Annotated in this window: 25 protein-coding genes; 12 read left to right on the top strand and 13 right to left on the bottom strand. The window is 71.5% G+C overall.

The annotated features are described in order from the left end of the window. The first annotated feature begins 54 nt into the window (after nucleotides 1-54). Together ACZ4WH_RS17725 and ACZ4WH_RS17730 are read left to right on the top strand one after the other, a co-directional pair. Nucleotides 55-1,515: a fibronectin type III domain-containing protein gene (locus tag ACZ4WH_RS17725; protein WP_468181338.1), complete on the top strand. Its 1,461-nt coding sequence runs from the start codon at nucleotides 55-57 to the stop codon at nucleotides 1,513-1,515. Continuing rightward, nucleotides 1,506-2,060 (top strand): FAD synthase family protein, encoded by a 555-nt coding sequence (locus tag ACZ4WH_RS17730; protein ID WP_468181340.1) that lies wholly within the window; start codon nucleotides 1,506-1,508, stop codon nucleotides 2,058-2,060. The genes ACZ4WH_RS17725 and ACZ4WH_RS17730 overlap by 10 nt, the downstream gene beginning before the upstream one ends. Here the strand turns inward: ACZ4WH_RS17730 and ACZ4WH_RS17735 are convergent. Beyond that, nucleotides 1,950-2,651: a CDP-alcohol phosphatidyltransferase family protein gene (locus ACZ4WH_RS17735; RefSeq protein ID WP_468181342.1), complete on the bottom strand. Its 702-nt coding sequence runs from the start codon at nucleotides 2,649-2,651 to the stop codon at nucleotides 1,950-1,952. The two genes, ACZ4WH_RS17730 and ACZ4WH_RS17735, sit on opposite strands and share 111 nt — an antisense overlap. Nucleotides 2,652-2,704: 53 nt before the next feature. Between ACZ4WH_RS17735 and ACZ4WH_RS17740 the strand changes: the two genes are divergently transcribed. From ACZ4WH_RS17740 to pqqE, 7 genes are all read left to right on the top strand, one after another. After that, the gene (locus tag ACZ4WH_RS17740) at nucleotides 2,705-4,228 is read left to right on the top strand and encodes a glycosyl hydrolase family 28-related protein (protein ID WP_468181344.1); all 1,524 of its coding nucleotides are present in this window, start codon (nucleotides 2,705-2,707) and stop codon (nucleotides 4,226-4,228) included. Between the two features lie 393 nt (nucleotides 4,229-4,621). Continuing rightward, nucleotides 4,622-5,698: a PQQ-dependent sugar dehydrogenase gene (locus ACZ4WH_RS17745; RefSeq protein WP_468181345.1), complete on the top strand. Its 1,077-nt coding sequence runs from the start codon at nucleotides 4,622-4,624 to the stop codon at nucleotides 5,696-5,698. A 71-nt stretch (nucleotides 5,699-5,769) separates the two neighbouring features. Then, nucleotides 5,770-5,910 carry a pyrroloquinoline quinone precursor peptide PqqA gene (gene pqqA, locus ACZ4WH_RS17750; RefSeq protein WP_468181347.1) on the top strand — a complete coding sequence of 47 codons (141 nt, stop codon included), beginning with the start codon at nucleotides 5,770-5,772 and terminating at the stop codon, nucleotides 5,908-5,910. Between the two features lie 8 nt (nucleotides 5,911-5,918). Beyond that, nucleotides 5,919-6,833, top strand: coding sequence for a pyrroloquinoline quinone biosynthesis protein PqqB (gene pqqB / locus ACZ4WH_RS17755; RefSeq protein ID WP_468181349.1), 915 nt, complete (start codon nucleotides 5,919-5,921; stop codon nucleotides 6,831-6,833). Further along, complete coding sequence (gene pqqC / locus ACZ4WH_RS17760) at nucleotides 6,830-7,603, top strand: pyrroloquinoline-quinone synthase PqqC (protein WP_468181351.1); 774 nt, start codon at nucleotides 6,830-6,832, stop codon at nucleotides 7,601-7,603. The genes pqqB and pqqC overlap by 4 nt, the downstream gene beginning before the upstream one ends. Then, on the top strand, nucleotides 7,603-7,872 hold the full coding sequence (gene pqqD / locus ACZ4WH_RS17765) for a pyrroloquinoline quinone biosynthesis peptide chaperone PqqD (RefSeq protein ID WP_468181353.1): 270 nt from the start codon (nucleotides 7,603-7,605) through the stop codon (nucleotides 7,870-7,872). The genes pqqC and pqqD overlap by 1 nt, the downstream gene beginning before the upstream one ends. Next, the gene (pqqE, locus tag ACZ4WH_RS17770) at nucleotides 7,860-9,023 is read left to right on the top strand and encodes a pyrroloquinoline quinone biosynthesis protein PqqE (protein ID WP_468181483.1); all 1,164 of its coding nucleotides are present in this window, start codon (nucleotides 7,860-7,862) and stop codon (nucleotides 9,021-9,023) included. Before pqqD ends, pqqE begins: the two co-directional genes overlap by 13 nt. Before the next feature lie 230 nt (nucleotides 9,024-9,253). Here pqqE and ACZ4WH_RS17775 read toward each other — a convergent pair whose 3' ends face one another. Further along, entirely contained in the window at nucleotides 9,254-10,582 is a 1,329-nt protein-coding gene (locus ACZ4WH_RS17775; protein ID WP_468181355.1) for a class I SAM-dependent RNA methyltransferase, read from the bottom strand. Between the two features lie 89 nt (nucleotides 10,583-10,671). Then, on the bottom strand, nucleotides 10,672-12,720 hold the full coding sequence (locus ACZ4WH_RS17780; protein WP_468181357.1) for an APC family permease: 2,049 nt from the start codon (nucleotides 12,718-12,720) through the stop codon (nucleotides 10,672-10,674). A 374-nt stretch (nucleotides 12,721-13,094) separates the two neighbouring features. Here ACZ4WH_RS17780 and ACZ4WH_RS17785 point away from each other — a divergent pair, with 374 nt between their 5' ends. Then, entirely contained in the window at nucleotides 13,095-13,766 is a 672-nt protein-coding gene (locus tag ACZ4WH_RS17785) for a potassium channel family protein (RefSeq protein ID WP_468181359.1), read from the top strand. Further along, nucleotides 13,766-14,434 carry a potassium channel family protein gene (locus ACZ4WH_RS17790; RefSeq protein ID WP_014675525.1) on the top strand — a complete coding sequence of 223 codons (669 nt, stop codon included), beginning with the start codon at nucleotides 13,766-13,768 and terminating at the stop codon, nucleotides 14,432-14,434. Before ACZ4WH_RS17785 ends, ACZ4WH_RS17790 begins: the two co-directional genes overlap by 1 nt. Nucleotides 14,435-14,514: 80 nt before the next feature. Here the strand turns inward: ACZ4WH_RS17790 and ACZ4WH_RS17795 are convergent, their stop codons facing one another. The 8 genes from ACZ4WH_RS17795 to ACZ4WH_RS17830 all read right to left on the bottom strand — a co-directional run bounded on the left by ACZ4WH_RS17795 (nucleotide 14,515) and on the right by ACZ4WH_RS17830 (nucleotide 21,983). Next, the gene (locus tag ACZ4WH_RS17795; protein ID WP_468181361.1) at nucleotides 14,515-15,267 is read right to left on the bottom strand and encodes a DUF3159 domain-containing protein; all 753 of its coding nucleotides are present in this window, start codon (nucleotides 15,265-15,267) and stop codon (nucleotides 14,515-14,517) included. A gap of 3 nt (nucleotides 15,268-15,270) precedes the next feature. Beyond that, entirely contained in the window at nucleotides 15,271-15,669 is a 399-nt protein-coding gene (locus ACZ4WH_RS17800; protein ID WP_078629620.1) for an OB-fold nucleic acid binding domain-containing protein, read from the bottom strand. Nucleotides 15,670-15,784: 115 nt separating this feature from the next. Next, nucleotides 15,785-16,513: a response regulator gene (locus ACZ4WH_RS17805; RefSeq protein ID WP_468181363.1), complete on the bottom strand. Its 729-nt coding sequence runs from the start codon at nucleotides 16,511-16,513 to the stop codon at nucleotides 15,785-15,787. Further along, a complete protein-coding gene (locus ACZ4WH_RS17810; protein ID WP_468181365.1) occupies nucleotides 16,507-19,065 on the bottom strand; it encodes an ATP-binding protein in 2,559 nt (852 codons plus the stop codon). The genes ACZ4WH_RS17805 and ACZ4WH_RS17810 overlap by 7 nt, the downstream gene beginning before the upstream one ends. Nucleotides 19,066-19,202: 137 nt before the next feature. Further along, nucleotides 19,203-19,898 (bottom strand): ABC transporter ATP-binding protein, encoded by a 696-nt coding sequence (locus ACZ4WH_RS17815; RefSeq protein ID WP_468181367.1) that lies wholly within the window; start codon nucleotides 19,896-19,898, stop codon nucleotides 19,203-19,205. Between the two features lie 189 nt (nucleotides 19,899-20,087). Continuing rightward, nucleotides 20,088-20,849, bottom strand: coding sequence for a DUF3710 domain-containing protein (locus ACZ4WH_RS17820; protein ID WP_014675519.1), 762 nt, complete (start codon nucleotides 20,847-20,849; stop codon nucleotides 20,088-20,090). Nucleotide 20,850: 1 nt separating this feature from the next. Continuing rightward, complete coding sequence (gene dut / locus ACZ4WH_RS17825) at nucleotides 20,851-21,402, bottom strand: dUTP diphosphatase (RefSeq protein WP_189814050.1); 552 nt, start codon at nucleotides 21,400-21,402, stop codon at nucleotides 20,851-20,853. Further along, nucleotides 21,399-21,983 carry a PaaI family thioesterase gene (locus ACZ4WH_RS17830; RefSeq protein WP_468181370.1) on the bottom strand — a complete coding sequence of 195 codons (585 nt, stop codon included), beginning with the start codon at nucleotides 21,981-21,983 and terminating at the stop codon, nucleotides 21,399-21,401. Before ACZ4WH_RS17830 ends, dut begins: the two co-directional genes overlap by 4 nt. 112 nt (nucleotides 21,984-22,095) lie before the next feature. On the opposite strand from ACZ4WH_RS17830, the gene ACZ4WH_RS17835 reads away from it, so the two are divergent. Next, complete coding sequence (locus ACZ4WH_RS17835) at nucleotides 22,096-22,560, top strand: DUF3093 domain-containing protein (protein WP_468181371.1); 465 nt, start codon at nucleotides 22,096-22,098, stop codon at nucleotides 22,558-22,560. Nucleotides 22,561-22,581: 21 nt separating this feature from the next. Here ACZ4WH_RS17835 and ACZ4WH_RS17840 read toward each other — a convergent pair whose 3' ends face one another. Beyond that, nucleotides 22,582-23,496, bottom strand: coding sequence for a hypothetical protein (locus tag ACZ4WH_RS17840; RefSeq protein ID WP_468181373.1), 915 nt, complete (start codon nucleotides 23,494-23,496; stop codon nucleotides 22,582-22,584). A gap of 13 nt (nucleotides 23,497-23,509) precedes the next feature. Then, complete coding sequence (locus ACZ4WH_RS17845; protein ID WP_003997302.1) at nucleotides 23,510-23,806, bottom strand: DUF4193 domain-containing protein; 297 nt, start codon at nucleotides 23,804-23,806, stop codon at nucleotides 23,510-23,512. Between the last annotated feature and the right edge of the window lie 41 nt (nucleotides 23,807-23,847).

Genomic DNA, 23,847 nt, shown 5'->3' on the forward strand with positions numbered 1-23,847 from the left:
GCTGTCGCCGCCACTCTCCTGTGCTCCGCCGCCCTGCTCCATCCCGCTCCCGCCATGGCCGCAGGCGAACCCAGGACGTCGTTCACCGCCGATCCGCTGACCACATGGCAGACGAACGGCATCGTCTGGTCGCTGGCCTCCGCGCACGGTGTCGTCTATGTCGGGGGAACCTTCGACTCGGTACGGCCGTCGGGCGCGGAACCCGGCGACCGGGAGGTCCCGCGCCGCAACTTCGCGGCGTTCGACGCGGTGACGGGCGCCCTGCTGCCGTGCGCGCCGTCGTTCGCCGGAGGCGAGGGAACCGTGCGCGCCCTCAAGGCCTCCCCGGACGGCCGGGTGCTGTACGTGGGCGGCTCCTTCAGCCGTGTCGAGTCCACCGGCGTGGCCAGCGCCGCCGCCCTGGACACGGCCGACTGCTCGCTGCGCGGGGATTTCCGGCCGGCGGTGTCCGCGACCGTCCGGGCGATCGACGTCACGGACCGGACGGTCTATCTCGGCGGTGACTTCCGCCGGGTGGACGGCCGGACCAGGCAGCACGTCGCCGCCTTCACCCCCAAGGGCGCCCTGCGGCCGTTCCGGGCGGACGTCGACGCTCCGGTGCGCGCGCTGTCGGCGGCACCCTCGCGCGAAAAGATCTACGTCGGCGGTGACTTCGAACGGGTCAACGGCCGGCGGGCCCACTCACTGGTCGCCCTGGACGCCACCAGCGGAGCGACCGAGCGCACCTTCCCGGACTGGCTGCCGCCCCGGTCGTCGGTGAAGTCGATCGCGCAGGACGGCACCCGCTTCTACGTGGGCGCCGAAGGCCACGGCGAGGGCATCTTCGACGGCCGTGTCGCGGGCCGTCTCAGCGATGACCGGATGGTGTGGAAGGACACCTGCCACGGCGCCACCCAGGCCGTCCTGCCCTACCACGGCGTCCTCTACAGCGCCTCGCACGCACACGACTGCGGTGAGACACCGGGCGGGTTCCCCGAGCGGCAGGACCGGCAGCACCTGCTGGCCCAGTCGCCTCGGGACAGCACGATCCTGCACTGGTTCCCCGACACCGACGAAGGAACGGGAGAGAAGGTGGGACCGCGCGCGCTGACGGTCGCCCGTGGAGTCCTCTGGGTGGGCGGCGAGTTCACCCGGGTCAACGGCAGACCGCAGCAGAGCCTCACCCGCTTCGGGGCCGGCCCCGACACCGGGGCACCCGCGGTTCCCGACCTCGCGCTCTCCGCCGAGCGCCCCGGACAGGTCACCCTGCGCTGGAAGGCCTCGTGGGACCGGGACGACGCGTCGCTCACCTACCGGCTCTACCGGGACGGCCGGCTGATCTCCCGGCAGAAGCGGTCGTCCACCTACTGGTACCGCCCGTGGATGAGCTACACCGACTCCGTGGACGCCGGCACCCGTCACCAGTACCGGATCGAGGTGACGGACGGGACGAACACCTCGCGGAAGTCCACGCCGTTGCGCGTGACCGTGCCCACGAAGGCGACGGCCGGGGCGGCGGGTGCCCCATGGAGCTGACCCGCATCGGTTTCGCACCCGGCGTCTACGACCTGTTCCACGTCGGCCACCTCAACATCCTGCGCAGGGCACGCCTGCACTGTGACCGCCTCATCGTGGGAGTCACCACGGACGACCTGGTCAAGCGTCTCAAGGGCAGACCGCCGGTCGTCCCGCTCGCCGAGCGCCTGGAGATCGTCAGCAACCTCCGCTGCGTCGACGTGGCCGTCGTCGAGGCGGAGGAGGACAAGCTGGAGACGTGGAAGCGGCTCGGTTTCCACGTCATCTTCAAGGGCGACGACTGGCGGGGAACGCCCAAGTGGGAAGCGCTGGAACAGCGTTTCGCGCAGGTCGGTGTGGAGGTCGTCTACTTCCCCTACACCATGCACACCTCCAGCACGCTGCTGCGCGGTTCCCTGGAGCTGCTCGCCCAGCCCAAGTCGCCGGAGATCCTCTCAGCGCAGCTCGCGGAACCACTTGACCAGGAAGGCCGCCATGAACAGGAGGTGGGCCAGCAGCAATGCGCAGTAAACGGAAAGGAAGATGTGCTGACTGCCCAGGAATAGGAAGCTGAGGCAGGTCACGCCGTAGTCGACCGGCAGCAGCAACAGGGACCGCAGCGCCGGCGCGGGCTCCGTCGGCGCCGGGGCCGCCGTCTGCCGCTTGAGCTGCTCCGTCAGGATTCCGGCGAAGAAGATCACCACGGCCGCCAGCTCGAACAGCATCGGGGCCAGCAGGAAGGCGGGGCCGGGCAGCGAGAAGAACCGGTAGAACGACACCAGCACCACCAGGTGCACCGTGACCAGCTTGACGCAGTCCAGCACATGGTCCAGCCACTCGCCGGACGGACTTCCCGAGCGCTGCGTGCGGGCGAGCTGTCCGTCCGCCGCGTCGAGGGCGAACCCGACGGCGAGGGCCGCGCAGACGCAGACCGACAGCCCCGGACCGGGCCGCACCAAGGCCACGGCGGCCAGGGCGGGAAAGGTGAACAGAGCGCCGAGCACGGTCAGCTGATTGGGGGTCGCACCGACGCGGTACGCCAGTGCCGCCAGGACGCGGCCGGCCGGACGGTTGACGAACAGGGTGTAGACCGACACCCCTTTCGCGGGCTTCTGGACCGCCGACATATGCCTGAGCACCTCGATGAACCCGGCCATTTGGCTCCTTATCGGCTGGAAAGAAGGGGATTATGACAGAACGGGATGGATCAATGTCCCGTGTCAGCCGTCGGCGACTTCTGCGTGGCGGCGCCTCGGTGTTCGCCGTGACGGCCCTGTCCACCCGCAGCGCGTCCGCCGTCGCGCGCTCCTCCGCCAAGCCGGACACCGTGGTCAACGTGGCCGACCTGGGGGCGGTGGGCGACGGGCGGACCGACGACAGCGGAGCCTTCGAGATCGCCTACTCGTTCGCCGCCGCGCGTGTCTCCGAGGGAGTCGGCCGTGTGGTGATCGAGATCCCCGCCGGCGATTTCCTCATCACCCGCCCGCAGGCGCTGCTGAACGGAGTCGCTCCCCCGCGGCCCGCGAGCGGCCTGCGGTTCTCCGGAGCGGGCAGGCGCATGACCAGTCTCGTCTTCCGTCCCGGCACCGGCCCGGGCTCCTTCCTCTGCCGGAACCGGGACGTGTGGTCGAACCTCTCCTTCGAACGCATGCAGTTCCGTTCGGCCACACCGGGCGCCTCCTTCTTCGACTCCTACTCGACCGGGCAGGCGCAGGACTACCGGTTCTCCGAGTGCGAGTGGATGGGGGAATGGGAATACGGGCTCGTCCTGAGCGGCACGGACACCAACTCGGAGATGCGGTGGGAGGCGTGCCGGGTCGGTGGGTGCTACCGCCGGGCCTTCCTGTACTCGGGGCTGACACGGGAGGGGCAGCAGGAACCGAACGACCAGGACCAGTTCCTCAACTACTGGTTCACCGACATGAAGGTCGAATACGAGTGGGGCAACTTCCTGGAGTTTCCCTACGGCGGTTCCATCGCCTGCCGGGGCGGCTCGTACATCATCACGGACAGACGTCCGCAGAGCACCCCGGAATACGGCACCACCAGCACGTTCTTCCGCTTCCCCGTCGGCCAGCACCATGACTCCGTGCAGCGGTTCCACGCCCAGGACATCCGCTTCGAGGTGCGCGACCCCGACGTGGTCGTCATCGACTGCAAGTGGAACGGCGGCACGGTCCACTTCAGCGACTGCGACGACATCGGCCTCGCCTACAAGGACTTCTCCGCCGAAGTCCGCCCGCACCGCTACACCGTGGGCCCGCGCGGGCCGCTGATCCGCTACGACTCCTGCCAGTTGGTGGGCCGCCACGAGTACCGGCCGAACTCCGCACCGAACGCCCTCCCGGTCCTCGCCCGCTACGACATGTGTCTGCTCCGCAGCCACACGGCACGTGACTTCGTGGTCGCCGGCGGCCCGGACCAGGTCCCCTTCGTCCAGTTCGTCGACTGCATCGGCGCCGGCGACGCGAACGACTCGCCCGCACCGGCGTCCCCCTCCACCCCCTCCACCCCGCCCCCGTGCCTCGCGCCGAGCCCGGCCCCCACCACGACGCCGAGCCCCAGCGTGAGCCCCGAGTCGGCCCCCGAGCCGAGCCCCGCCACCGCACCCTCGCCGCAGTCGGCGGCGCCCCCCGAGCCCAGCCCCGCGACGACTCCCGCCACCCCGGACACACCGACGCCGCGCGACGCCGGTCAGGCGGGCTACTCCTGCCCGCAGCAGAAGCCTCGCTGACCCGGCGTACTCCGTCCGCGCCCACCCGCACAGCGGCGGGTCACCCGTGGGAGGGACTTCCCGGCGCCGGTGGACCGACTGCGGACGAATCGGCGCGCAAGCTCACTGATATCCGCAGTCCCGACGCCGGGAAACGGTTCGTCAGCAAGATGGACCGATCCCGGTGGCCATTGCTTCAGGGGGCGCCTGATACTCCAGAAAGGAGTCATGGCCACGCTCCGGCCCACGCCCTTCTCACCGGGTTCACCACGGTGCAACACAGCAATGAGCACCCCCCTCGCATCGCAGTCGGCCGCGTCATTCCGTCAGGAATCACGCGGTCGCGCCACGACAGGAAAGGCATTCAGGATGTCACGCTTGGCGCATTCGCCGCTGCATCGGGTCCGTCCGGGCATGGCCGCGCTCACCGCTGTCGCCGCCGTCACGACCCTCGGCGTGTCCGGGCCGCCCGCGACGGCCGCGGAACCGCCCTCCGTCCCCCGCGCGGGTGGCGCACCGTCAGGCATCAGCAAGCTCGCGGACGGGCTGACGACCCCCTGGGGGATCGCGTTCCTCCGAAGGCACAACGCGGCACTGGTGACGGAACGCGACACCGCCGTGGTCTGGCGGGTCGCCCTGAACGGCGCCAAGAAGAAGGTCGGCACCGTGCCGAACGCGGTGTGGAGCCAGCAGACGCAGGACAAGGGCGGCCTGCTGGGTGTCGCCGTGTCACCGACCTGGAACGGGACCACCGACAAGGACGTGTTCTTCATGGAGACCACGGCCAAGGACAACCGTGTGGTCAAGATGAGATTCGACGGCACGAAGCTGAGCGGCTACACCCCCATCCTGACCGGCATCACCCGGGACACCCAGCACAACGGCGGACAGATCGCTTTCGGGCCCGACGGATATCTGTACGTCACCACCGGCGACGCCCAGAAGGGCAAACTGGCCCAGGACAAGAAGTCGCTCAACGGGAAGATCCTGCGGATCACCAAGAACGGCGCCGCGGCTCCCGGAAACCCGTTCGGAACACGCGTCTACAGCTACGGCCACCGCAATCCCCAGGGACTGGCCTGGGACCGCGCCGGGCATTTGTGGTCGACCGAGATCGGCGCGGAGGCCTGGGACGAACTCAACCTCGTCAAGCCGGGCCGGAACTACGGCTGGCCCACCTGTGAAGGCGCCTGCCGCGCCGCGGGAATGACGAATCCGAAGATGGTCTGGAAGCCCGACGAGGGAGGCGTACCCGCCCAGGTCGCGGTCGTCAACAACGTCATCTACGCCACCACCCTGAGCGGCCGCCGGCTGTGGCGGATGCCGATCGACTCCACCGGCGAGGACGTCGGACCCGCGAAGGCCTACTACAACGGCGCCTACGGCCGGTTGCGGGCACTGGCCAAGGTCCCCGGCTCCGACCGGCTGTGGCTGGGCACGAGCGACCGCGGCACCGACCGGGACCTCCTCCTCAAAGTGACCATCAAGTGATGCCCGCCGAGTAAAGGCCCCCTCCCGCACCGGGAGGCGAACACCCCCCACCCGAAAGGAAGGTACGCACCATGACCGAAGCCGTCGAGCAGACCGAGCAGCCCGTCCGGACCATCACCGAGGAGACCGACCGGACCGCCTGGCAGACCCCGGGGTACGCGATCGTCGACACCGCGCTCGAGGTCACCGCCTACTCCCTCAGCGTCCGCTAGCCGCCGTCATGCTGCTGCAGGTGCTCGGTACCGCGGCCGGCGGCGGCATCCCCCAGTGGAACTGCGCGTGCCCCGGGTGCTCCGGGGCACGCGCCCACCCCGGGCGGCGCCGCCGACACGCCTCGCTGGCCGTCCGTGCCGACGAAGGCCGCTGGTACCTCGTCAACGCCACCCCCGACATCGCCGACCAGATCGAGGCCCACCCGGTCCTCCACCCCGGGCCCGGGCCCCGGCAGACGCCGATCGCCGGAGTCGTGCTCACCGACGCCGAACTCGACCACACGCTGGGAATCGGGCGGCTGCGCGAGGCGGACGGCCTGGAGATCCTCGCCACCGCCCCGGTCCGCGAGGCGGTCGACGGCCGACTGCGCCTCGGCGCGGTCCTCGCCCCGTACACCACCCTGACCTGGCGTGAGCTGCGGTGCCGGGGGACACAGCCGCTGCCCGCCGACGCGAGCGTCCCGGACGGATGCGGCGTCCACATCAGCGCCGTACCCGTCTCCGGCAAGCGCCCGCGCTACGCCGCCGACGCCCCCGGGCACGACGCCTGGGTCGTCGCGCTGCGCCTGTACGACCCGGCCACCGGCCGGACCGCCCTGTACGCGCCGGCCGTGGCCGCCTGGTCCGGCGCGCTGCACCAGGCCGCCGCCGAGGCCGACTGCGTCATCGTCGACGGCACCTTCTGGGACGACGAGGAGCCCCGCCGCACCGGCATCTCCCCTCGTACCGCCACGGGCATGGGCCATCTGCCCATCGACGGACCGGGCGGCACCGCCGGCATCCTCGCCAGGCTGTCCGCCCGCTGCCTCTACACCCACCTCAACAACACGAATCCCCTCGTCGACCCCGCCGCGCCGCAGCACAAGCGGCTCGCCCGGCTGGGCCTCGAGGTGGCCGACGACGGAATGGTGATCGAGCTGTGACCACGACACTCGCCCCGGCGGCGAAGCCCTGGAGCCGCGCCGAGTTCGAGGAGCGCCTGCGCGCGGTGGGCCAGGACCGCTACCACGACCGCCACCCCTTCAACATCCGCATGCACGAGGGCGACCTCGGCCCGGACGAGGTGCGCTGCTGGATCACCAACCGCTTCCACTACCAGCGCCACATCCCGGTCAAGGACGCGCTGATCATCGCCAAGCTGGACTCGTCGCGGCTGCGGCGCATGTGGCTGCGGCGGGTCGAGGACCACGACGGACGCGGCGAGGGCGAGGGCGGCATCGAGCGCTGGCTGCGGCTCGGCGAGGCGGCCGGCCTGGACCGCGAGATCCTTTTGTCGGGCGAGACCGTGCTGCCGGGCGTCCGGCTGGCCGTGGAGGGCTACGTCAACTTCTGCCGCCTGCGCTCCACCCTGGAGGCCGTCGCCGCCTCGCTCACCGAGCTGACCGCGCCCGATCTGATGCGCCTGCGCATCGACGCGTTCGAGCGCCACTATCCCTGGATCGCGCCGGACGGGCTCGCCTACTTCCGCGCCCGCGTCGACCAGGGCCGGCGCGACAGTGCGGAGGCGCTGGACCTCGTGCTGGAGTGGGCCCGCACCCGCGAGGAGCAGGAGAGGGCCGTGGCCGCGCTCTCCTTCAAGTGCGATGTGCTGTGGTCCCTGCTCGACGCCGTACAGCAGTACGCGGAAGGGTCCGGGCACACCGGGCAGGACGAGCGGGCGCACGGCCAGGACAGCGCATGGGAGCGGGTGTGATGCCGCAGACCGCGGACCAGTGGTGCCCGGCACTCGCCCCCGCGCTGATGCTGCGGCACGACGCCGTGCGCGGCACGGACCTGCTGGTCCTGCCGGAACGCGTGGTCGTCCTGCAAGGGCACGGCGGCACGGTCGTCGGCCTGTGCGACGGCACCCGCACCGTGCCAGGGATCGTCGGCGAGCTGGCCGAGCGCTTCCCCGGCGCGCCGGTGGCCACCACCGTCCCCGCCTTCCTCGACAGCCTGCGGCAGGAGGGCTGGCTGACGTGACCGCCCCCGTGAAACCCGCACCCCCTTGGGCCCTGCTCGCCGAACTCACCCACGCCTGCCCGCTGCACTGCCCGTACTGCTCGAACCCGCTGGAACTGGCCCGCCGCTGCACCGAGCTGAGCACCGACGAGTGGACGGACGTACTGCGTCAGGCCGGCGCACTGGGCGTCGTGCACACACATCTGTCCGGTGGCGAGCCGCTGCTGCGCCCGGACCTGGAGCGGATCGTCGCCGCCGCCGAGACCGCCGGGATCTACACGCAGCTGGTCACGAGCGGCACCGGCCTGGACGAGGCCAGGCTGACCGCCCTCACCGCGGCCGGGCTGCGCAGTGTCCAGCTGTCCGTCCAGCACGCCGACCCGGGGGCGAACGACCGCATCGCCGGACGCCCCTCGTCCTTCGCCGCCAAGGAACGGGCCGCGGCGCTCGTCCGCCGGGCCGGGCTCCCGCTCGGCCTGAACGTGGTGCTGCACCGCGACAACCTCGACACCGTCGACGCCCTCATCGAACTCGGCCTGGCCTGGGGCGCGGACCGCATCGAGCTGGCCAACACGCAGTTCTACGGCTGGGGCCTGCTCAACCGGGCCGCGCTGCTGCCCACCCGCGACCAACTGGCCCGCGCACGGGAGACCGTGGAGCGCCGCCGGGAGGAACTCGCCGGGCGGATCGACCTGGTGTGGGTCGTCCCCGACTACTTCGACGGGGTGGCCAAGCCCTGCATGGGCGGCTGGGGAGCGGTCTCGCTCACCGTCACACCGGACGGGACCGTGCTGCCCTGCCCAGCGGCCGCCTCCCTGCCGGACCTGCACCCGCCCAACGTCCGCGACCGTCCGCTCGCCTGGATCTGGGAGCAGTCCCCGGCCTTCGACCGCTACCGAGGCACCGACTGGATGACGGGCCCCTGCCGGGGCTGTCCCCGCCAGGAGGAGGACTTCGGCGGCTGCCGCTGCCAGGCGTTCGCACTCACCGGCGACGCCGCCCGCACCGATCCGGCGTGCGCGCTCTCCCCCGACCACCACCTCGTCCGCGAGCCGGCCGACGGCAGCCGTCCCGAGGCCCCGCCGTACGTCTACCGCCGCCCCGGGGCGGTACCGGCACCGTCCCCGTCCCCCACCGCCCTCACCCCGGACGGCCTGCCCGGCAGAACCTGACCGGCGAACCGACACCGAACGCATCCTCACGGCCAACGACCGCCAGGAGGAGATCGATCGGCGGTTCTTCGCCATCGCCACCGACCTCATCGGCGCTCCCACCGAACTCATCGACGAGGCGGGCAGCGTCGCGCACGTGGCGGGAACCTGCGGCATGCTCCACGCGGTGGACCTACGGAAACATGTCGGCAAGACCCGCCCGCAACCTGGCGAATCAGAAAATCAGCACGTCAGAGGCCCTTCGTAGCCGGTTCAAGAATCGCCACGCACTCCACATGATGCGTCATGGGAAACAGATCGAACGCCCGAAGCGTCCGCACCCGGTACCCGCCCTCCCGGAAGTACCCCAGGTCCCGGGCCAGCGCAGCGGGATCGCAGGCGACGTAGGCGATGCGGCGGGCGCCCAGGGAGGCGAGGTGGGCGACCGTGCCGCGGCCGGCGCCGGCGCGGGGCGGGTCGAGGACGATCAGGTCGACCTCGGTGATGCCGGTGCGCGGCAGGACCGACTCGACCTTGCCCTGCTCGACGCGGACCCGCGGGAAGTCGGCCAGGTTGTGCCGCGCGTCCTCCACCGCCCGCTTGCCGGACTCGATGCCGAGGACCGCGCCCTTGTCGCCGAGGCGGTCGGCGAGCGCGCCGGCGAAGAGGCCGACACCGCAGTAGAGGTCCAGGGCCGTCTCGCCCTTGCGGGGCAGCAGGCCCTGCATGACGGCGGTGACGAGCGTGTCCGCCGCCTTGGGGTGGACCTGCCAGAAGCCGCCGTTGCCCACCCGGTGCGTACGGCCGTCCGCGCGTTCGCGGACGAAGGGGCGGCCGTGGACGCGGTGCACTCCGCCGGACTTCTCGTCCACCCGCAGGACCGACACCGGCCGGTCCAGTTCGACCAGCGGGAGGCGGGCGCCCGGGCGCGGGGTGAGGATCACCTGGCGGTCCTGGGAGCCGGTCGCCGCGATCGCCTCGACCGACTCCATGCCGGTCCAGTCCCGCTTCTCGATGCCCAGCTCGCTGACGCCCTCCGCCGCGATCATGCAGTGGTCGATGCGCTCGACCTCGTGCGAGCGGTGCCGGCGCAGACCGGCGTGGCCCTCGGCGTCGACGGCGTACTGGACGCGGGTGCGCCACTGCGGGACCTGGCCGGCGGGCAGCTTGTCGCCCTCGGCCGGGACCACGGTGCCGTCCCAGCCCGCCTCCTCGGGGGTGAGGCCGGCGAGCCGCTGGAGCTGTTCGGCGATCACGTCCGCCTTCAGCCGGCGCTGGGCGCCCGGCTTGGCGTGCTGCCAGTCGCAGCCGCCGCAGCGGCCGGGGCCGGCGAAGGGGCAGGGGGCCTCGATGCGGTCCTTGGACGCCTCCAGAATCCGTACGGCGTCCGCGCGCAGGAAGCGTGCGCCCTCCTCCCCCTCGGTGACCCTGGCCACCACCCGCTCGCCGGGCAGCGCGTGCCGCACGAACAGCACCTGTCCCTCGGAGGTACGGGCGATGCAGTGGCCGCCGTGGGCGACGGGGCCGATCTCGACCTCGTACTCCTCCCCCACCAGCGACTTCTTCGTTTCTGCGGGCATGGTGGGGTGACTCCAGATCGACAGTGGGGGGCGCGCCCCCGTGAGGGGCCCGACAACAGCCCACCAGTCTACGGCCTCCCCGCCTCGCCTCACTCCTTGCCCGACGGCTCCTTCGGCCGGTCCACCGCCGGACCGCGCCGGACGGCGCCCGGTGCGTTCCACTCCTGCCGCTTGCGGGCCCTCGCCCGGGCGACCTCGGAGGACTGCAACTGGTAGGGCACCGAGGTCACCATGACGCCCGGCGTGAACAGCAGACGGCCCTTGAGGCGCAGCGCGCTCTGGTTGTGCAGCAGGTGCTCGTACCAGTGGCCGACCACGTACTCGGGGATGATCACGGAGACCGCGTCGCGCGGGGACTCCTTGCGCAGGCCTTTGACGTACTCGATGATCGGCCGCGTGATCTCGCGGTACGGCGAGTCCAGGACCTTCAGCGGTACGTCGATCCCGCGCCGCTCCCACTCCTCTCGCAGCGCCTTCGTCTCGGCCGGGTCGACGTTGACGGTCAGCGCCTCCAGGGTGTCCGAGCGCATCAGCTTGGCGTAGGCCAGGGCGCGCAGCGTGGGGCGGTGGATCTTGGAGATCAGGACCACCGAGTGGACCCGGGACGGGCGGACCATGTCGTCGCTGGGGCCCTCGGGCGCGGCGATCTCGTCGGCGACCCGGTCGTAGTGCTTCCGGATCGCGGTCATCGTCGCGTAGAAGATGCACATGCCGAGCAGGGCCACCCAGGCGCCGTGCGTGAACTTGGTGACCAGGACGACGACGAGCACCAGGCCGGTGAAGAAGGCGCCGAACGCGTTGATCGCGCGGGAGCGGATCATGTGGCTGCGCTTGGCCTGGTCCTTCTCGACGGCGAGGTGGCGGTTCCAGTGCCGGACCATGCCGGTCTGGCTGAGCGTGAAGGACACGAACACGCCGACGATGTACAGCTGGATCAGGCGGGTGGAGTCGGCGCCGTAGATGAACACCAGCAGCATCGCCGCGCCCGCGAGCAGCACGATGCCGTTCGAGAAGGCGAGCCGGTCGCCGCGGGTGTGCAGCTGGCGCGGCAGGTAGCGGTCCTGGGCGAGGATCGAACCGAGCAGCGGGAAGCCGTTGTACGCGGTGTTGGCGGCCAGGAACAGGACCAGCGCGGTGGCGGCGGCGAGGAGGACGAACAGGAAGCTGCCCTTGCCGAAGACCGCCTCGGCGACCTGGGAGATCACCGGGTTCTGGACGTAGCCGGAGCCGAGCGGGACGCCGCCCTGCAGCAGGTCGGTGGCCGGCTTCTCGGCCATGCGGACCTTGGTGGTCATGGCGAGCACGATGATGCCGCAGAACATGGTGACGGCCAGCAGGCCCATCATGGCGAGCGTGGTGGCCGCGTTCTTCGACTTGGGCTTGCGGAAGGCCGGGACGCCGTTGGAGATGGCCTCGACGCCGGTGAGGGCCGCACAGCCGGAGGAGAAGGCGCGCAGCAGCAGGAAGACGAGCGCGAAGCCCGCGAGACCCTGGTGCTCGGCCTTGATGTGGTAGCCGGCCGTCGGCGCCCGCATGGTGTCCCCGAGGACCAGACCACGGAAGGCGCCCCACGCGATCATGATGAAGACGCCGCCGACGAACACGTACGTCGGGATCGCGAAGAGCTTGCCCGACTCCCTCACGCCCCGCAGGTTCATCAGCGTCAGCAGCACGATCACGGCGGCGGCGCAGAACACCTTGTGCTCGACCACGAAGGGGATCGCGGAGCCGAGGTTCTCGATGCCGGAGGAGATGGAGACGGCGACGGTGAGGACGTAGTCCACGAGCAGGGCGCTGGCCACGGTGAGGCCGGCCTTGGGGCCGAGGTTGGTGGTCGCGACCTCGTAGTCGCCGCCGCCGCTCGGGTAGGCGTGCACGTTCTGCCGGTAGGAGGCGACCACGGTGAACATCAGCACGACGACCGCGACGGCGATCCAGGGGCTGAAGTGGTACGCCGACACGCCCGCGATGGACAGGACCAGCAGGACCTCCCCCGGCGCGTAGGCGACGGAGGACAGCGGGTCGGAAGCGAAGACGGGGAGTGCGATGCGCTTCGGCAGGAGCGTTTCGCCCAGCCGGTCACTGCGCAGTGCGCGCCCGATCAGGATCCGTTTGGGCACGTCGGTCAGTTTGGACACGAGAGAGGATCGTAAGCCTTCGAACTGGCACCCGCCCACCCGGCGTGCTGGATCTGCCTCACGAGTGAAATCGGGGGCGCACGGAACTACGGAATCCGTGCTTCGTGTGCCCGCCGTGCCTAGATGGCAAACCCCGCCTGTCATCGCACTTCGGAGGTTCCATGCCCGCGACCGCGGAGCTGATCGGGGCGCTGCTCGCCCTCGTCGGCCTCGGAATCCTGACCCTGTGCAGCGTGCGCAGCATCACTCGCCGACGGCTCCCGCCGCCACCCGCGGCACAGGGGTGCCCCCCGCGTGGCGCCCGTGTGTAGCTTTGGGCGTCGGTCTGAGACCCTGATGCTGAGCAGTAGCTTTTGGACACCGGAAGGACGGTCGTGCACATCGTCATCATGGGCTGCGGAAGAGTGGGTTCCGCTCTTGCCCAGACCCTGGAGCAACAGGGACACACGGTCGCCGTGATCGACCAGGACCCCACCGCCTTCCGCCGGCTGGGCCCGGGATTCGGGGGCCGCCGGGTCACCGGGGTCGGCTTCGACCAGGACACCCTGCGCGAGGCGGGCATCGAGGAGGCCGGCGCCTTCGCCGCCGTCTCCAGCGGCGACAACTCCAACATCATCTCCGCGCGCGTGGCCCGCGAGATGTTCGGCGTGGAGAACGTGGCCGCCCGCATCTACGACCCCCGCCGCGCCGAGGTCTACCAGCGCCTGGGCATCCCCACCGTGGCCACGGTCCGCTGGACCGCCGACCAGATGCTGCGCCGGCTGCTGCCCTCCGGGGCCGAGCCGCTGTGGCGCGATCCCACCGGCGGGGTGCAGCTCGCCGAGGTGCACGCCTCCCCGAAGTGGGTCGGCCACAAGATCAGCACGCTCCAGGAGGAGACGGGCGTCCGGGTGGCGTTCCTGACCCGCCTGGGCGAGGCGATCCTGCCCACCTCGCAGACGGTGCTCCAGGAGGGCGACCTCGTGCACGTGATGATGCGGACGGACGACGTGGACAAGGTCGAGGCGGCGTTCGCCGGTGGCCCGGAAGAGGAGGGCGGTCACTGATGAGGGTCGCCATTGCCGGGGCCGGCGCCGTCGGCCGCTCGATCGCGGGCGAGCTGCTGGAGAACGGCCACGAGGTCCTGCTGATCGACAAGGCGCCGACCGCCATCTCGGTCGAGCGCGTCCCGCAGGCGGAGTGGCTGCTCGCCGACGCCTGCGAGATCACCTCCCTGGACGAGGCGGCGCTACAGCGCTGCAACGTCGTGATCGCCGCGACCGGCGACGACAAGGTGAACCTGGTCGTCTCGCTGCTCGCCAAGACGGAGTACGGCGTTCCGCGCGTCGTGGCCCGGGTGAACAACCCCAAGAACGAGTGGCTGTTCAACGAGGCCTGGGGCGTCGACGTCGCCGTCTCCACCCCGCGCCTGATGTCCGCCCTGGTCGAGGAGGCGGTGAGCGTCGGCGACCTGGTCCGCCTGCTCCGCTTCAGCCACGGCGACGCCAACCTCGTCGAGCTGACCCTGCCCGAGGAGTCGGCCCTGGCCGGCACCCAGGTCGGGGACGTGCAGTGGCCGGAGGACACCTCCCTGGTCACGATCATCCGCGGCACCCGCGTGCTGACCCCCTCCAAGGAGGACTCCCTGGAGCCGGGCGACGAACTCCTCTTCGTGGCCGCGCAGGCCCGGGAGGAACAGCTGGAGGACCTGCTGTCGGTGCGGCGGGAGGACTGACCGCATGAGACAAGGACGCCCTTGGTGACAAGGGCGCCCTTCGTCGTCGTAAGCCGCCCGCATCTCCAGGCGGAGCCTGCCTACCCCTCCCGGCGGTGGCGGCCACCGGCCGCCTCGGCAGCGGCCTTCCTCTCCTCGGCCGCCTTCTCCTCCGCCTCCATCTCCGCGAACACGTCGATGGGCGCGGGCGCCTTCGCCAGGAAGACCCAGGTCAGCCATACCGCCAGCAGGAACGGCGGGATCTTCAGGGTGACCAGGACCCAGCCGAGCTGGGCGGTGTCGGCCCACCAGTACAGCGGGAAGAGGATCGCGCACTTGGCCAGCAGGATCAGGCCCCAGGCCCAACTGGCCTTGGCGTACGCCTTCTTGCGGCCCGGGTTACGGGTGCGCCAGGAGAGGTTCTCCTTGAAGATCGGGCCGAGGATGAGACCGATCAGGGGCACACCGGCCAGCGTCGTGATGATGTAGGCCAGCGCCATGCCCAGCGTGTAGAGCATGCCGGGGAGGTAGAAGTCCTTGGCGTTGCCGGTGAACATCGCGAACACGACACCGAAGGCGACGCCGAAGACACCGCTGAAGGCGTGCTTGACGGTGTCCTTCATCGCCAGCCGGACCACGACCAGGATCAGCGACAGGGCGAGCGCGGCGATCGCCGCCATGTGCAGGTTCTTGTTGACCGTGAAGATCGCGACGAAGAGCAGGCCCGGCAGGACCGTCTCGACCATGCCGCGGACCCCGCCGAAGGCCTCGAACAGCGCCGCCTCGGTCACCGCGCGGGCGTCGTCGGTCTGAGTCTGGTCGGTGTCTTGGGTCGGCTTGTCGAGGGACGTCACCGGCTACTCCCGTCCGAGGGGTCGCAGTTCGTATTTCGGGTTGAACAGCACCCGGCGGCCCCGGCTCATGGAGATCCGGCCCGATGCGATCAGCTTGCGCCCCGGTTCTATCCCCACGATGGAGCGCCTGCCGAGCCACACCACGTCCAGCGCGGCGGAGCCGTCGAACAGCTCGGCCTCCAGGGCCGGGACTCCGGCGCGCGGGCGCAGGGTGACCGTGCGCAAGGTACCAGTTACGGTGACGATCTGGCGGTCATGACAGTCACCGATCTTCGTGCACCCGGCCGTCTCGGCGTCCTCGCGCAGCTCCTCGGACTCCAGGTCCTCCTGCGACGAGGAGAGCCGGTCGAGCATGCGCCGGAACCGGCCCGCCGGCTTTTCGGAACGAGGAACAGCAGTCATACCTGAAGCGTACCGGGGCGCGCCGACAGGGCCGTAGCGCAGCTCACTTCCGCAGCGCTGCTCATCCTCTCCGCGCGGCTCATCTCCCCGGCGCGGCTCATCCCCTCCGCGCGGCTCATCTCTCGAACCGGTAGCCCATCCCCGGCTCGGTGATGAAGTGCTTCGGGTGCGACGGGTCCGCCTCCAGCTTCCGCCGCAGCTGGGCCATGTACACCCGCAGGTAGTTGGTCTCGGTCCCGTACGACGGCCCCCACACCTCCTGGAGCAGCTGCTTCTGGCTGACCAGCCGGCCGGTGTTGCGGACCAGCACCTCCAGCAGATGCCACTCGGTCGGGGTGAGCCGGACGTCCTTGCCGCCCCGGTTGACCTTCTTGGCGGCGAGATCGACGGTGAAGCCCTCGGTCTCGACGGTCGTCAGGTCGTCCTCGCCCGGCCCGGCCGGCTCCGCCCGGCGGACGGCGGCCCGCAGCCGGGCCAGCAGCTCGTCCATGCCGAACGGCTTGGTCACGTAGTCGTCGGCGCCCGCGTCCAGCGCCTGCACCTTCTCGTCGGAGGAGTGGCGGGCGGACAGCACCAGGATCGGCACCCGGGTCCAGCCGCGCAGGCCCTTGATCACCTCGACGCCGTCCAGGTCGGGCAGGCCCAGGTCGAGGACGACCACGTCGGGGTGGCGGGAGGCGGCCAGTTCCAGCGCGGTCCTGCCGTCGTGGGCCGCGTCGACCTCGTACTTGCGCGCCCTGAGGTTGATCACGAGGGCGCGCACGATCTGCGGCTCGTCGTCGACCACGAGCACCCTCGTGGGGGTCTGGGGGGCCTGGGGGGTCCCCGCAGCCGGGCTCACCATGTGGCCTGCCTTTCCGGTTCGGTACGGGACTCCCCCGCAGGGAGCGGCTCGGGCCGCGGTCCTGCCGCGCGCAGGCTCAGCACCATGGTCAGCCCGCCGCCCGGCGTGTCCTCCGCGGTGAGGGTGCCGCCCATGGCCTCGGCGAAGCCCCGGGCGACCGCCAGGCCGAGCCCGACGCCGGCACCGCGCGGAGCGTCACCGTACCGCTGGAAGGGCTCGAAGATACGGTCCTTGGCCTCGTCCGGGACGCCCGGGCCACGGTCCACCACGCGCACCTCCACGCGGTCGGCTATGGCGCTCGCGGCCACCAGGACGCGCCGCCCGGGCGGGCTGTACTTGACGGCGTTCTCCACCAGGTTGGCCACCGACCGCTCCAGCAACCCGGGGTCGACGGCGACCATCGGCAGCGTCTCGGGCACGTCCAGCTCCACGCTGTCCTCGGGTACGCCGCCCAGCGCCATCGGTACGACCTCGTCGACGTCGATCTCGCGGATCAGCGGGGTGACCGTGCCGGTCTGGAGGCGGGACATGTCGAGGAGGTTGCCCACGAGGTGGTCGAGCCGGTCGGCGCCCTCCTCGATGCCCTCCAGCAGCTCCGCCCGGTCCTGCTCGGACCAGGCGACATCGTCGGAGCGCAGGGAGGTCACGGCGGCCTTGATGCCGGCCAGCGGGGTGCGCAGGTCGTGGCTGACGGCGGCCAGCAGGGCGGTGCGGATGCGGTTGCCCTCGGCGAGCGTGCGGGCCCGGTCGGCCTCCTCCTTCAGGCGCCTGCGGTCGAGCACGACGGCGGCCTGGGCGGCGAACGCGGCGAGCACCCGGCGGTCCGCGGCGGGCAGCACCCGCCCGGTGAGCGCGAGCGCCATGTGGTCGCCGACGGGCATGTCGACGTCGGCGTCCTCGGGGCGCTCCAGCGGCGGCCCGAAGCCGGCGCGGCCCGCGCAGGTCCAGGGCGCCACGTCGCTCTCGCGTTCCAGCAGGGCGGCCGACTCCATGGCGAAGGTCTCGCGGACCCGCTCCAGCAGTTCCTCCAGGCTCGTCTCGCCGCGCAGCACGTTCCCGGCGAGGAAGGAGAGGATCTCGGACTCGGCGCGCAGCCGGGCGGCCTGGTGGGTGCGCCGGGCGGCGAGGTCGACCACCGAGGCGACCGCCATCCCCACCCCGAAGAAGATCGCGATGGCGACGATGTTCTTGGGGTCGGCGACGGTCAGCCGGTGCAGCGGCGGGGTGTAGAAGTAGTTCAGCAGCAGCGAGCCGAAGGCCGCCGAGGCCAGCGCGGGCAGCAGACCGCCGAGCAGGGCTGCCGCGACCGTGACGGCCAGGAACAGCAGCATGTCGTTGGCGAGGCCGAGGTCGACGGTGTTCAGCAGCACCGCGAGGATCGCGGGCCCGGCCAGAGCCACCGCCCAGCCCCGGATGATCCGGGCCCGCCCGAGCCGGCCGCCCCGGGCCACGGGCAGTCCCCGGCCCTTGGCGACCTCTTCGTGGGTGACGATGTGCACGTCCAGGTCGGGGCCGGAGTCCCGGGCGACCGTGGCGCCGACGCCGGGCCCGAAGACGTACTGCCAGGCCTTGCGGCGGGAGGAGCCGAGCACGATCTGGGTGGCGTTCACCCCGCGCGCGAAGTCGAGCAGGGCGGCCGGGATGTCGTCGCCGACCACGTGATGGAACGTTCCGCCGAGATCCTCGACCAGGGTGCGCTGGACGGCCAGCTCCTTCGGGGACGCCGAGGACAGCCCGTCGCTGCGGGCGATGTAGACGGCCACGACCTCGCCGCCGGCGCCCTTCTCGGCGAGCCGGGCGGCCCGGCGGATCAGCGTGCGTCCCTCGGGTCCGCCGGTCAGGCCCACCACGATCCGCTCCCGCGAGCCCCATATCGTCGAGACCCGGTGCTCGCTGCGGTACGCGTTCAGGTACGCGTCGACCCGGTCGGCCACCCACAGCAGCGCCAGCTCGCGCAGGGCGGTGAGGTTGCCGGGGCGGAAGTAGTTGGACAGGGCCGCGTCGACCTTGTCCGGCTGGTAGATGTTGCCGTGGGCCATGCGGCGGCGCAGGGCCTCGGGTGACATGTCGACCAGCTCGATCTGGTCGGCCCGCCGTACGACCTCGTCCGGGACGGTCTCCCGCTGCCGCACCCCGGTGATCGACTCGACCACGTCGCCGAGTGACTCCAGATGCTGGATGTTGACGGTGGAGACCACGTCGATGCCGGCGGCCAGCAGCTCCTCCACGTCCTGCCAGCGCTTGGCGTTGCGGGAACCGGGGATGTTGGTGTGGGCCAGGTCGTCCACGAGGGCGACGGCGGGCGCCCGGCGCAGGACGGCGTCGACGTCCATCTCACCGAAGACGGCACACCGGTACTCCAGCCGCCTGCGGGGCACCTGCTCCAGACCGCGCAGCATCACCTCGGTGCGCGGCCGGCCATGGCTCTCCACGAACGCGACCACGCAGTCGGTGCCCCGCTCGACCCGGCGGTGCGCCTCGGCGAGCATCGCGTAGGTCTTGCCCACGCCCGGTGCCGCACCGAGGTGGATCCGAAGCTTGCCGCGTGCCATGGCCCCATTGTCTTCCCGTGCCTGTCGACTGCGCAGCGTCGACCTTACGGCCCACCACCACGGCAAACGGGACAGAGAGTGCGAGCGGCGGGCAACTTTGACGGAACCCTGATGAGACCGCTGCCGAGCCGGGCGGCTCAGTGCTCGGTGATCTCCCCGTCACGCAGCTCCAGCACCCGGTCGGCCAGGTCCAGCAGGGTCGCGTCGTGCGTGGCGACCAGCGCCGTGACCCGCTCGCTGTGGACGACGGCCCGCAGCAGCTCCATGACGGCGTGCCCGGTCTCGGCGTCGAGCTGGCCGGTGGGCTCGTCGGCGATGAGCAGGGCGGGGCGGTTGGCGAGGGCCCGCGCGATGGCGACCCGCTGCTGCTGGCCGCCGGACAGCTCACCGGGCCGCTGGGCCGCGTGCCCGGCGAGCCCCACGAGGGAGAGCAGCAGCTCGACCCGCTCCTCGCGCTCACGCGGGTCGGCACGCCGCAGCCGCAGCGGTACGCCGACGTTCTCGGCGGCGCTGAGGATCGGGATGAGCCCGAACGACTGGAACACGAACCCGATCCGGTCCCGCCGCAGCCGCAGCAGCTCGCTCTCGCCGAGCCGGGCGAGATCCCGCCCCTCGACCTCGACCCGGCCCTCGTCGGGGGTGTCCAGCCCGCCGACGATGTTCAGCAGGGTGGTCTTGCCGGACCCGGAACGCCCTTTCAGGGCGACGAGTTCCCCCCGGGGCATCTCGAAGGACACCCCGCGCAACGCGTGCACGGCAGCGGCCCCGACCCCGTACGACTTGTGAACGCCTTCGACCCGCACCATGGTCTCGGTGACCACGCGCCCGCTCATACCGCCTCCCCCGGTCGACCGCGCATCAGTATCACCGCTCAGGGCAGCGCCCCGTAAGGGGCGCGGGGAACTGCGCGACGAGCCGGAACGAACCCGCACCCGGCGACGACAGGCCCCCAATGGCGCGACCCCGCGAAAACGGGCCGCGCCCCCGCAGGGGCACGGCCCGTGTGTCAACGGCTGAAGCCGTCAGCGGACTTCCGTGATCTCGGGACCTCGCTGCAACTGCCCCATCCCGCCGGAGAACCGCGAGCCCTCCTCCTGCTGAACCCCCTCGGGGACCATCTGCGCGTCGTTCGGCAGCTTGAGGACGATCGGGTCGCGCGGGGCCATCGGCCCCTCGCCACGGACCACGACGGTGTCCCGGAAGATCTGCTCCAGCAGCCCGGCGGCCTGCGGCTGCACCGCGCCCTGCCCGGAGATCACACCGCGCAGGAACCAGCGCGGGCCGTCCACGCCGACGAACCGGACGACCTGGAAGCCGCCGGTGCCGTCAGGCAGCTGCACCGGCACCTGCGCGCGCAGCTCCCACCCCAGCGGCCCCTCGACCTCGTCGACGATGCCACCCTGCTGGGTGATGCCGGACGCGATCTCCTCGCGGACCTCACCCCAGATGCCCTCACGCTTGGGCGCGGCGAACGCCTGGAGCTGGATGGCGCTGTCGCGCAGCACGACGGTCGCGGCGACGATGGCGTCACCGGCGACCTCGACCCGCAGCTCCATGCCGTCGACGCCCGGTACGAACAGACCGCCGAGGTCCACGCGGCCCTCGGCCGGGTCGCGCACCTCGCTGCTGTCCCACGGCCCGTCGGGCCGGGGCCCGGGCTCCAGCCGGACGCGCTCGCGCTCGGCCTCCTCCTCGTCCGCCTCGGTGTCGACGCTGTCGACGACCTGCTCGGCCTCGCCGGCCGCGTCCTCGGCGGCACCCTTCTTCTTGCGACGTCCGAACACGTCACTGTCCTTCCCGGTCGGATACGACCGAAGCGTATCGATTCCCACCCGTCGGACCGCCCTCGGCGGCCTGACCGCTTGTGCCGCTCTCGCCGCCCACCGCGGCATGGCCACCGGTGGACCCGAAGCCCCCTTCGGCCCGCGCCGAGCCGGGAAGTTCCGCGACCTCCTGGAAGCGGACCCTCTCGACCTGCTGGACGACCAGTTGGGCAATCCGGTCGAAGCGCTCGAACCGCACGCTCTCGCGCGGGTCGAGATTCACCACGATCACCTTGATCTCCCCACGGTACCCGGCATCAACCGTCCCCGGGGCATTCACGAGGGCGACACCGCAGCGGGCGGCGAGGCCGGAACGCGGATGCACGAAGGCCGCGTACCCCTCGGGCAGGGCGATCGACACACCCGTGGGGAGGACGGCCCGTTCTCCGGGTGCCAGCTCGCACGCCTCGGTGGTGCGCAGGTCGGCTCCGGCGTCCCCGGGATGCTCGTACGCCGGAAGCGGTACGTCCGCGTCGACGCGCCGGATGAGGACGTTCAGCGGGTCTCGGCTCACGGGTTCACCTCGAAGGCGCGGGCGCGCCGGATCTGGTCCGGGTCGTTCATGGCGGCCTGGATCTCCGCCGGGCGGCCGTGGTCGATGAAGTGGTCCACCTTGACCTCGATGAAGAGGGCGTCGGCGCGGACGGCGACCGGCCCGTCGGGGCCGCCGATGCGCCCGGTGGCCGTGGAGTAGATCTTCCGCCCGGCGACGGCGGTGACCTCGGCCTCCAGGTACAGCGTGGTACCGACGGGCACGGGCCGCACGAAGTCGGTCTCCAGCCGTCCGGTGACGGCGATGGTCCGCAGCAGCCAGTTCAGCGAGCCGAGGGTCTCGTCCAGGGCCGTGGCGAGCACGCCGCCGTGCGCGAGGCCCGGGGCGCCCTGGTGGGCGGCCTGCACGGTGAACTCGGCGGTCAGCGAGACGCCCTCACCGGCGCGGGCCTCCAGGTGCAGTCCGTGCGGCTGCCCGGGGCCGCACCCGAAACAGTGTTCGTAATGGGCACCGAGGAGTTCCCCGGGCGCGGGCGCCTCGGGGTGCCGTACCGGTGTGCCCGCGTCGGCGGGAGGCTGAAGAGCTGCGGAACTACCACTCACAGCCGCAGACCTTACCCGCCCGCCCGTCACCCACCACCGCCCTACTCGACAGCGCTTAGCGCTGAACGCCCCGACTCCGGTGGTGTGCGGATCCCGTGCCAAGCTTGGCTTCATGCAGCTCTCCGCCACCCCGTACGAAGAACGCCTCACCGCCCCCCGCTCGTGGTGGCTGATCAGCTTCCTGGTGGGCGTCTCGTTCGCCCTGATCCTGCTGCCCTTCGGCACCCTGCCGCTGCTCGGCGGCCTGGTCGGCGGTACGGCCGCGGCGGCGGTGGTGGCCAGCGCCTACGGCTCCCCGCGCATCCGGGTCGTGGGCGACTCCCTGATCGCGGGCGAGGCGAAGATCCCGGTGGCGGCCCTCGGCGCGGCGCAGATCCTGGACGCGGAGGAGGCCCGCGCCTGGCGGACGTACAAGGCCGACACCCGGGCGTTCCTGCTGCTGCGCGCCTACATCCCGACGGCGCTGCGCGTGGAGGTCACGGACCCGCAGGACCCGACGCCGTATCTGTACCTGTCGACGCGGGAGCCGGAGCAGCTGGCCGCGGCGATCGAGGCGGCGCGCAAGGCACACGCCTAGAGTTCCCCGGACGGCGCACGCCTAGAGTTCGCCGGGGAGTTCGCGCAGTCTCAGCGGTTCGGCCGGCTTCTCCAGCGGCGGCAGCTCCGGCAGTTCCTCCCAGGGCACCTGGATCTTGCGCAGGTCGGCCCGGATGCGGGCCGCGAGTCTCTTGGTGTCCCGGCGGTTCATGACCGCCCCGACCGTGGCCCCGACCATGAACGGCATCAGGTTGGGCAGGTCGCGCACCATCCGCTTCATGATCTGCTGGCGCAGCTGACGCTTCATGTGGCCGCCCATGGCCGTGTCGTACGTCGACGGCTTCATCACGTCGATCCCGCGCTCCCCCGACCAGGAGGACAGATACGCGGCGGTGCGGGTCTTGAGGTTCCCGGGCGGGCGCAGGCCGTAGACCTCGTGCAGTTCGGCGATGAGCTTCAGCTCTATCGCGGCGACTCCGGTGATCTCCGCGGCCAGCTCGGTCGGCATGGCCGGCGGCACCGGCAGCATCGCCGCCGCTCCGATCCCGGCCCCGACCGTCGAGGTGCCGGCCGCCGCGCCCGCCACCAGCTTGTCGGCCAGTTCCTCGGGTCCGAGGCCGGGGAACTGCCTGCGCAGGGTCGCGAGGTCGCGTACGGGGATGCGCGGGGCGATCTCGATGATCCGGTCCGCGAGGTACGCCAGCCCCGCGCGGGCCCGGCTGCCGCCCTTGCGGGCGCCTTCCCGGGCCAGACCCCGGGCCTTCTCACGGATCACCGCCGCCCGGCGCCGGGCGACGGGTGCGGGGTGCTGCGCCGGCGCGGGCAGGTTCTCCCGGTCGGCCGCCGGTTCGAGCGGGGCTCCCGCTGCCGGGGAGCCCCGCTCGTCGTCACGCGCGCCGTGCGGGCCGTCGGTCGGCCCTTGGTCCGCTTTCCGCAGGGGGAAGCGGCGCTTCCGAGGAGGGGTCGAGCCAGACACGGCCGACCCGTCCTCAGTCGCAGTCGCGGCAGATCGGCTGGCCGTTCTTCTCCCTGGCCAGCTGGCTGCGGTGGTGCACCAGGAAGCAGCTCATGCACGTGAACTCGTCCTGCTGCTTCGGCAGCACCCGGACGGCCAGCTCCTCGTTCGAGAGGTCGGCGCCGGGCAGTTCGAGGCCCTCGGCGGCCTCGAACTCGTCGACGTCCACCGATGAGGTGGACTTGTCGTTCCGCCGGGCCTTCAGCTCTTCAAGGCTGTCCGAGTCGACGTCGTCGTCGGTCTTGCGTGGAGTGTCGTAATCGGTTGCCATAGTCGCTCTCCCCCTCTGGGTGTCTGCGGTGTCTCCAGCGC

This window comes from Streptomyces sp. NPDC029138, from assembly GCF_055564375.1.